The organism is Yoonia sp., from assembly GCF_042093035.1.
Lineage (GTDB): Bacteria > Pseudomonadota > Alphaproteobacteria > Rhodobacterales > Rhodobacteraceae > Yoonia.
The window spans coordinates 1-7,901 of record NZ_JBELFI010000113.1 but is presented as its reverse complement, the minus strand read 5'-3'; the positions used below and the strand labels follow the sequence as shown (position 1 = coordinate 7,901).

Below are 7,901 nucleotides of genomic sequence, written 5' to 3'. Positions count from 1 at the left end.
CGATATCAAACAAATCCGCAGACGCCATGATACTGCCGCTGACCGTCGCAAATTCTCCAATGGGCAGGAGAGGCGACGTATGAAGCGCAAAGACCCGCTGAATACCAAACCGCTCCATCAACCCGTCCCTGAGCATCGCAAGACCGCCGCCGGCCGCTTCCTCGGCAGGTTGGAAGATCACGACGACCGTGCCGTCAAAAGCGCGGGTCTGGCAAAGATGGCGGGCCGCGCCAAGCAACATGGTGATATGCCCATCGTGCCCGCAGGCGTGCATACACCCCGCATTCTTCGACGCATAAGGCAAATCCGTCTGTTCTTGCATCGGCAGGGCATCCATATCGGCGCGCAAACCAATGACCCGCCCACTGCTGGTCGATTTGCCCCGAATGACACCAACTACGCCCGTTTGACCGATCCCGGTAACCACTTCATCAACACCCATCGCAGTGAGGCGATCCGCGACCAGGCCTGCCGTGCGATGTACATCGAATGTCAGTTCTGGATGCGCATGAAAGTCCCGGCGCCAAGCCGTCAGCTCAGAGAGTTGCGTGTCAAAATCCGCGATACTGACCATTATCGTGTTCTTTCGTGCAATAGAATGGCAGAAGCCTATCCAAACCACCGCGATGTGTCATGGCCTTGTTCTCAATAGCGGTTGTCGCGCCACCCTGCCACGGCTGACGAAAAACACGATCCGGACCGGTGGCCGTGATCGGCCAGGGCCCGCGATCATGGCATTGCGTAGCGCAAGTCAGCCCAGACGTTGCCAATTCTGGCTGGAACAGATCAGACCACCAGCAACGCAGCCACGCAAACGCAGCGCGTCTCCGGTGACATCCATCTTGCCAATGTAGATCTTGTCATTGGAGGGACGCCAGACAGAGCCCTCATAGGCACCATCACCTTTTGCGACCATGTCAATTACCAACGTCTTGCCGATGTTCTCTGACTGGTATTCGCCGTCCGTATTGAAAGTGCGGCTGATGACACCGCAAACGGCCTCCCCACATGGGGCGATCGTGATATGGGCATAGGCACCATCATCAACCTCCGTCTGCCATACGCCAACCGCCTCTTGCGCGGACGCGGAGGCTGCGACAGCGGCAACAATGGCCGCGATCATCAAGGACTTCTTCATTACTCAATTCCTCCCGAGAGTTCTGGGCCGGATCATGCGCATTCTGCCCACAGCCACGCAACAATGACGTTGGGTCGGTAGGCGCATCGTTGCATTCGCGCGCGTCACATGCATAAACCCTCTCAAACGACGAAGGTGCGCAAATATGATCCTCTTCCCCGCAATCGACCTCAAAGATGGAAATGCCGTGCGGCTGGTACATGGGGACATGGACCAGACCACCGTCTTCAATGACGACCCTGCCGCGCAAGCCAAGGAATTCGTATCAGCAGGATGCGCATGGCTGCACCTTGTGGACCTCAACGGCGCTTTCGCGGGTGAGCCTATCAATGCCGCCCCGGTTGAGGCGATCCTGAAGGCCTGCCCGGTGCCTGCGCAATTGGGCGGCGGCATTCGGGATATGGCCACGATCGAGCGCTGGTTGGACAAAGGCCTCGCGCGGGTGATTCTCGGCACCGTTGCTGTCGAAAATCCCGCTTTGGTGCGCGAGGCGGCAAGAGCCTTTCCCAATCAGGTTGTGGTCGGACTTGATGCACGCAATGGCAAGGTCGCCACCCGCGGATGGGCGCAGGAAACCGACGTGATGGTCACTGATCTGGCAAGATCATTCGAGGACGCAGGGGTCGCGGCAATCATCTACACCGACATCCTGAGGGATGGGGCGATGAAAGGTCCCAACATCGACGCCACTGCTGATCTGGCGCGCGCCGTTAATATTCCGGTGATCGCCTCAGGCGGGGTTTCCTCAATGGCGGATCTGAAGGCCCTCAAGGACACTGGCGTGATCTCGGGGGCGATCTCGGGGCGTGCACTCTATGATGGGGCGATTGATCTGAACGCAGCGCTCACCGCACTGCGGGAAGACTGATAAACGCGACCCGCACTCCTTCATCTTGGCAAAAAAACTCAAAATCCCGCGCTTGCCGCATTGCCCACGACAGCCTAGACAGTCTTCATGTTGAAAACCCGCATCATCCCTTGCCTTGACGTCGCCGAAGGGCGGGTTGTCAAAGGCGTCAACTTCGTTGATCTGATCGACGCAGGCGACCCCGTTGATGCTGCCATTGCCTATAATGCCGCCGGCGCGGATGAGCTTTGTTTTCTGGACATCATGGCAACCGAAGAAAACCGTGGCACGATGTTTGATCTGGCCACACGCACAGCTGAACAGTGCTTTATGCCGCTCACTATCGGAGGTGGTGTGCGCACACATCACGATGTGCGCAACCTGCTGCTGGCTGGCGCCGACAAGGTCAGCTTCAATTCAGCGGCGGTCGCAAACCCTGATGTGGTGACAGAGGCCGCCCTGCGCTTCGGCTCACAATGCATTGTTGTGGCGATTGACGCCAAGACAGTTGCACCGGGACGCTGGGAAATCTTTACCCACGGTGGGCGGCGTGCAACCGGAATTGATGCGGTCGCGTTTGCACGCACAGTCGTCGAAAAAGGGGCGGGAGAAATCCTGCTCACCTCGATGGACCGCGACGGGACGAAATCGGGTTTCAATATTCCGCTGACGCGGGCCATCTCAGATTCCGTAAACGTCCCGGTCATTGCGTCGGGTGGCGTAGGTACGCTGGATCACCTTGTCGAAGGGGTCACTGAAGGCGGTGCATCAGCGGTCTTGGCTGCCTCGATCTTTCACTTTGGCACCTACACCATCGGCGAGGCCAAGGCTCATATGGCCGCCGCTGGTATCCCTGTGAGGCTGACATGACTTTGCAAGAACTCGCTGACCTGATTGAAAGCCGCAAGGATGCGGATCCTGACAGTAGCTGGACAGCCAAACTCCTGTCCAAAGGGCCGGAAAAATGTGCGGAGAAATTTGGTGAAGAAGCCATTGAGGCGATCATCGAGGCCGTCAAAGGCGATCGCGCCGCTTTGACAGCAGAGGCGGCGGATGTGCTCTATCACCTGCTGGTCATGATGAGCGCGCGTGACGTATCCTTGCAAGATGTCCTTGCGGAACTGTCACGACGCCAAGGCACCTCTGGCATTGCCGAAAAGGCGTCGCGTTAGCAGTCTACCGCGCCCGCGCGACCCAGTTGAGAATTTCGCGCGGATTGTATCTGAACGGCATCCTGAATGTGCCGACAGAGCGCATGTTATAGGGCACGGTACCCAGCAACAGCGGGCGATGGCGGCCGTTTGCGTTTTCATCAGCCGCGGATGCCAATTCATCCGCAGATCTGGCAGTTTCGCGTGTCTCGGCGTTGAACTCTTCAACCCATTCCGGGTGGAAAACGTCGACGGGCTCGATCAACTCCGACGGCGCCCTGTCAGGTTCGGGCAGGCGCGGTTCCGACATCACGTGCTTGTTGGTTTCCGACACCAGTTTGCTGAGCGTCTTGGCAAGGTTCCTTGATTCAGGAATTTTGACCATCGTGACCTTCTGGCTGTCAGTTTCGATCAGCTTGAGCCAGTCACGCGCCGAAGCGATACGGTCGTGTGATGGCACACTCAACGCTTTGTCGATGGCGCGCAGAAATGCTGGTTCATAGATGTCAAAGCGGCCTTCCAAAGGCACGTAGGGGTCCGGTTCGCCTTCACTCAACTGCCCGACACGGGTCTGGCTAATGGGGGGGGCTTCACCTGCAATAAGGTGATACATCGTAGCACCCAAAGCATAAAGGTCACTGCTCGCGTCTTGCCGTCCGCCGATAATGTAGAATTCATGCGGTGAATAGCCGTCTTTCACCACCAGAAGCTTCGATGCAATCTTGGTCTTCTTGCTGGCCTCTTCGCGGGCCGCGCCAAAGTCGATCAAAGAGGGCGTGCCCCATTTATCCAGCAGGATATTGTCGGGCGATACATCCCTATGCAGCAGATCATTCTTGTGGATCAGTTCCATCGCATCGAGGGTTTTCACAAGCACATCGCGTACCTGTTCAGGGGTCAGCATCGTCTCGGGGTCTTCGATGATATCAAGAAGATCGCGCCCGTGGATGACCTCCAACACCATATAGGCAGTGTCGTTCTCTTCAAAGACCTGATGGACACCGACAACATTTGGGTGGCGCAATTTAGCGATGCTGCGCGCCTCACGCATGAACATGTCAACTGTTGTCCGGTGCTGCTGGGCGTAGCGCTTGGAGTTCACCCGCACTTGCGACCCTTCGCGCAGACAAAATGCGTCGGGAAAACATTCTTTAATCACGACATTGCGGTCGAGATACATATCCTTGGCGAGATAGGTAATGCCAAATCCGCCTGCCCCGATCTGGCGCTCGATGATGAATTTGCCATCCAGCAATGTCGCGCCCGCTTCGAGGGCATGGTCGCTTTCTTCAGCCGTCATCGTGAAATCGTCTTGGTGCGGCACGTCTTCGAATTCGACGCAATCGGTTTGCGCACAGACCAGCACATCTTTCTTTACAGCGTCACTGTCGTTTTCCAACACAACTTCATTGACGCTTTCGCTCTGGGAGGGATTGATGATGTGCGTTGCTTCCATGACAGTATCCGATTTCGTGGACGTGCGACAAAACGAGTACTGACTACTTCACCCCATAGATAAACTATGCGCAGAGGCGATGAGTCAATTTCCAAACCCTGAAAATTCAATTGAAAGCCTGTGTAACGCGCCGAAAAGGCAGGCAAAGTCAGAGCCTTGAGGAAATGATCCCGGTCGCAAAACCACCCATTCGCAATTCCCCGAAGAGCCGCTGATATTCAATTTTCGGACAACGGTTCTGGATCACGTCAACGCCATGAAGTTCTGCTTTTTCAGCGGCTTGCGCGTTTTGAATGCCAATTTGCATCCAGATCGTCTGCAACGCGGGCCAGCGATCAAGTGCCGTATCAACGATTGCCGGAACGACCTCAGATCTGCGGAAAATATCGACCATATCCACGTGGACGGGCACCTCTGCGAGATCGGCGAAAACCCGCTCACCAAAAAGCGTTTGTCCGCCAAGGCCGGGGTTCACGGGAACGACCCGAAAGCCCTTGAGCCCCAGATAACGGGCGACAAAGTAACTCGGGCGCACCGGATTCGCTGATACGCCGACCACGGCAATCGTTTTGGTACGTCCCAGTATTTTCCGCAAATATGCGTCAGAGTAAGTCATGCGCGCATATTAACGCCGCAGCGCAGAAAGTGAAATGCGCAGATCAACAGCTTTTTATAATGCTCCTTCGCTCCGCGCGGCATACCTCATGCTACTATGGACTTGAGCTTCTGGCAAAATCGTGAGAAAGAATCCTTTTTCAGCCTGCAACTTGACGCGCATACTCCTCTGCGTCAAACCACCCGAGTGACGACGTGATTTTCATATCATCGTCGAGTTCCCACTCTTCCCAACCTTCAACCTTCAAAGGGTTACCTGATTCAGCGTGGTGGACGGTGAACGTCCAAAGATAGATACAATGCGAACCAGCACCGCGAATACCGTCACAACGCAATTCCAAATCAGGCACATCCGTATGGAAGCCAACTGCCACCTCTGTGATGCCTGAATGACCCTGCGAGGGCGCGCCATTGTTGATAATAATACTGCTGCTGGCCACATGCATATCCGCAACTCGCCCCGGCACCTTCGAATTCCACGCGTCAGTATAGCGCTTTGCCAATGCGTCAAGTTCTGTTTGAGAATATATCATATTGACCTCCATAAATAAGCGGAAAGCTATTGCGCCGATCAATACTTGGCAAGAAATTTTGGAGATGCGCAACGGGTGCAATTTTCGTAAGTGACTACACAACTTAACACTCTGTTAGTATAATAAAAAAGCGCCCGAGAGGGGCTCGGGCGCAGTTTCAGGAACGAGGGGACAGTCATACGAAGCGCAAGTGTTCCAAGGTTGCGCCTCTGTCTTTGTTATGTAGGCAGTCCGAAACCGCTCAACAGGTCCGATCAGACAATTGTGATCTCAGCGGAGCAATCGCGTGATCGGTTCAGTCAAATACCTCATCCACCACGTCTTCCAGCACTTCCCAAAGCTCTGAAAACATGCGCTGCCCAAAGCCCTTTGTTTTGCGGCGCTTCATGGGGCGTGAGACTTGGCGATCAGTATATTTGTCGATCTTCTTGCGCTTTTTTGATGGTGCAGGTGCAGCATACGAACGCGCGGCGGGCAGCATCTTGAGCACGCGCAAAGGCGCGCCGCAGTTCGCGCAAGACAGCTCATGCTTATTCCTGCCGCGCAGGACCAGCGCCGCCTTGGTGCCGCAATAAAAGCATGTCGCAATTTTTGTGGCCGCCATTCTGCCAAGTCCCCTTCGGTGCTAGCCCTTAGCTGCATATAGGGCGACGGCGGCCGCATTTGAGACATTGAGCGATCCAAACCCGGCGGCTGCGTCGATCTTGACCAACTCATCGCAGGTTTCGCGGGTCTTTTCACGCAATCCAGGCCCTTCGGCACCCATCACAAGGGCGACAGGACGATCCCGCTTGCCCTCAACCGCGGCTTCAATTGTCTGCTGCGCCTCACCATCGAGACCCAGCACCAAATATCCCATGTCTTTCAGCGCCACCATTGCATCCGCCAGATTGCGGACCCGTAGATACGGCTGCCGCTCCAACGCACCGCTGGCGGTTTTTGCCAATGCACCCGTTTCTGGGGCGGAATGGCGCTGGACGGCGACGACCGCACGCGCGCCAAACACTTCGGCTGACCGCAGGATTGCTCCGACATTATGGGGGTCGGTCACGCGGTCGAGCAAAACGATACGCGGCGGCGTCGGGCCCTCAGCCAAAGCCACATCCTCAAGACTGCCCCAATCAAGTGCCTTCACCTCAAGGGCGGCACCTTGGTGAACCGATTGCGGATCAAGCGGGGCCGCAAACTTGCGCGGATCAGATATTTCAGGATCAATGCCGCCAGCCGAAACGGCATCGCCCAAACGCTCAAGCGCGTTGCGGGTCACCACCAGCCGCAGCTTCTGACGCGCGGGATTTTCCAACGCATCACGCACCGCGTGCAGGCCAAAAAGCCAGACGGTTTCTTGCGCCGCCACGCGCTTGGCTTGTTCTTTGGCAACGACCCACTTTGGCTTTTTCATAGCTTGGCACCCTTCTCATATGGCTCAGGCGATACCCGACATTGAGCGGACTGTGAAGTGGTGGCAATTGCGGGCTATTTTGGTGTTGACGGGCTAGAGGCGCGCAGGTACTCAGCGCGTGGTTGGGCGACAGGCCGCAAGGTGTGGCAGGGGACTGTAACTCCCTCGAGGCGACTCACGCCTGGTTCGATTCCAGGGTCGCCCACCATTTCTCTCAAACTTCTGTTTTATATGGCTTCGCTGTGATACACATGCAGCGAATGGGCCATTTTCGATACAAACAGATTAGTTTTCGATACAATGCGTGATGATGACAAAGTCCCCTACCTGAAAATTGACCATGGTCGATACTTCTATCAGCGGCGCGTTCCTCAGCACCTTCAGGCTCATTTGGGCATCCGTCGGTGGCAATTTCCGTGTGGCGATGTCAGTTACTCAAAAGCTGTCCAGATGGTGGTCACATGGGCGGAGGAACATGACGAACTCATCGCCAACCTTCGCGATCCTGATCGCCTCCGTGTTGCTGGCGTGGCAAAGGTCCTAAAAGATAAAGCGAAACGTTCTGCCGAACCCGATCCGCTCTTCGCTAAATTCTACGAAATGAGTGAACGCCTAGATGGGGAGAAACAGTTCTACACACGTGAAAGGCTTCCTCGTCCATGGCAGGCTGCGGCCAAGATGATGAGAGATGCTGACGCGATACCTGGACCTGTCACGGTTTGATGCCGCTCCTTTGATAGCATTTACTGCAACAAAGGA

11 protein-coding genes and 1 tRNA gene are annotated in these 7,901 nt (G+C 55.8%); 5 read left to right on the top strand and 7 right to left on the bottom strand.

The genetic code is table 11. From position 1 onward, the window contains the following. On the bottom strand, positions 1–574 hold a 574-nt coding region (locus ACFDSS_RS12250), incomplete at its 3' end, for an amidohydrolase (RefSeq protein ID WP_375256023.1). Positions 575–751: 177 nt separating this feature from the next. After that, complete coding sequence (locus ACFDSS_RS12245) at positions 752–1,138, bottom strand: DUF2147 domain-containing protein (protein WP_375256022.1); 387 nt, start codon at positions 1,136–1,138, stop codon at positions 752–754. A 145-nt stretch (positions 1,139–1,283) separates the two neighbouring features. Here ACFDSS_RS12245 and hisA point away from each other — a divergent pair, with 145 nt between their 5' ends. The 3 genes from hisA (at position 1,284) to ACFDSS_RS12230 (ending at position 3,157) form a co-directional block, all read left to right on the top strand. Next, positions 1,284–2,006 (top strand): 1-(5-phosphoribosyl)-5-[(5-phosphoribosylamino)methylideneamino]imidazole-4-carboxamide isomerase, encoded by a 723-nt coding sequence (gene hisA, locus ACFDSS_RS12240; protein ID WP_375256021.1) that lies wholly within the window; start codon positions 1,284–1,286, stop codon positions 2,004–2,006. 87 nt (positions 2,007–2,093) lie between these two features. Then, on the top strand, positions 2,094–2,855 hold the full coding sequence (gene hisF / locus ACFDSS_RS12235; RefSeq protein WP_375256020.1) for an imidazole glycerol phosphate synthase subunit HisF: 762 nt from the start codon (positions 2,094–2,096) through the stop codon (positions 2,853–2,855). Further along, a complete protein-coding gene (locus tag ACFDSS_RS12230) occupies positions 2,852–3,157 on the top strand; it encodes a phosphoribosyl-ATP diphosphatase (RefSeq protein WP_375256019.1) in 306 nt (101 codons plus the stop codon). The genes hisF and ACFDSS_RS12230 overlap by 4 nt, the downstream gene beginning before the upstream one ends. 4 nt (positions 3,158–3,161) lie before the next feature. Here the strand turns inward: ACFDSS_RS12230 and ACFDSS_RS12225 are convergent, their stop codons facing one another. The 5 genes from ACFDSS_RS12225 to rlmB form a co-directional block, all read right to left on the bottom strand. Next, a complete protein-coding gene (locus ACFDSS_RS12225) occupies positions 3,162–4,592 on the bottom strand; it encodes a serine/threonine-protein kinase (protein WP_375256018.1) in 1,431 nt (476 codons plus the stop codon). Between the two features lie 148 nt (positions 4,593–4,740). Next, on the bottom strand, positions 4,741–5,208 hold the full coding sequence (locus tag ACFDSS_RS12220; RefSeq protein ID WP_375256017.1) for a CoA-binding protein: 468 nt from the start codon (positions 5,206–5,208) through the stop codon (positions 4,741–4,743). 139 nt (positions 5,209–5,347) lie between these two features. Continuing rightward, the gene (locus ACFDSS_RS12215; RefSeq protein WP_375256016.1) at positions 5,348–5,740 is read right to left on the bottom strand and encodes a nuclear transport factor 2 family protein; all 393 of its coding nucleotides are present in this window, start codon (positions 5,738–5,740) and stop codon (positions 5,348–5,350) included. A gap of 295 nt (positions 5,741–6,035) precedes the next feature. Next, positions 6,036–6,344, bottom strand: a complete 309-nt coding sequence (locus ACFDSS_RS12210; RefSeq protein ID WP_375256015.1) for a hypothetical protein — start codon at positions 6,342–6,344, stop codon at positions 6,036–6,038. A 21-nt stretch (positions 6,345–6,365) separates the two neighbouring features. Continuing rightward, entirely contained in the window at positions 6,366–7,142 is a 777-nt protein-coding gene (gene rlmB, locus ACFDSS_RS12205; protein WP_375256014.1) for a 23S rRNA (guanosine(2251)-2'-O)-methyltransferase RlmB, read from the bottom strand. Positions 7,143–7,266: 124 nt separating this feature from the next. Here rlmB and ACFDSS_RS12200 point away from each other — a divergent pair. Together ACFDSS_RS12200 and ACFDSS_RS12195 are read left to right on the top strand one after the other, a co-directional pair. Then, a tRNA-Tyr gene (locus ACFDSS_RS12200) sits at positions 7,267–7,350 on the top strand. Between the two features lie 92 nt (positions 7,351–7,442). After that, positions 7,443–7,865 (top strand): hypothetical protein, encoded by a 423-nt coding sequence (locus ACFDSS_RS12195; protein WP_375256013.1) that lies wholly within the window; start codon positions 7,443–7,445, stop codon positions 7,863–7,865. The last annotated feature ends 36 nt before the right edge of the window (positions 7,866–7,901 follow it).

Excerpts from the sequence above, each read along its gene's own strand:
- ACFDSS_RS12245 (WP_375256022.1), bottom strand. The coding sequence starts at position 1,138 with ATGAAGAAGTCCTTGATGATCGCGGCCATTGTTGCCGCTGTCGCAGCC.
- hisA (WP_375256021.1), top strand. The coding sequence starts at position 1,284 with ATGATCCTCTTCCCCGCAATCGACCTCAAAGATGGAAATGCCGTGCGG.
- hisF (WP_375256020.1), top strand. The coding sequence starts at position 2,094 with ATGTTGAAAACCCGCATCATCCCTTGCCTTGACGTCGCCGAAGGGCGG.
- ACFDSS_RS12230 (WP_375256019.1), top strand. The coding sequence starts at position 2,852 with ATGACTTTGCAAGAACTCGCTGACCTGATTGAAAGCCGCAAGGATGCG.
- ACFDSS_RS12225 (WP_375256018.1), bottom strand. The coding sequence starts at position 4,592 with ATGGAAGCAACGCACATCATCAATCCCTCCCAGAGCGAAAGCGTCAAT.
- ACFDSS_RS12220 (WP_375256017.1), bottom strand. The coding sequence starts at position 5,208 with ATGACTTACTCTGACGCATATTTGCGGAAAATACTGGGACGTACCAAA.
- ACFDSS_RS12215 (WP_375256016.1), bottom strand. The coding sequence starts at position 5,740 with ATGATATATTCTCAAACAGAACTTGACGCATTGGCAAAGCGCTATACT.
- ACFDSS_RS12210 (WP_375256015.1), bottom strand. The coding sequence starts at position 6,344 with ATGGCGGCCACAAAAATTGCGACATGCTTTTATTGCGGCACCAAGGCG.
- rlmB (WP_375256014.1), bottom strand. The coding sequence starts at position 7,142 with ATGAAAAAGCCAAAGTGGGTCGTTGCCAAAGAACAAGCCAAGCGCGTG.
- ACFDSS_RS12195 (WP_375256013.1), top strand. The coding sequence starts at position 7,443 with ATGCGTGATGATGACAAAGTCCCCTACCTGAAAATTGACCATGGTCGA.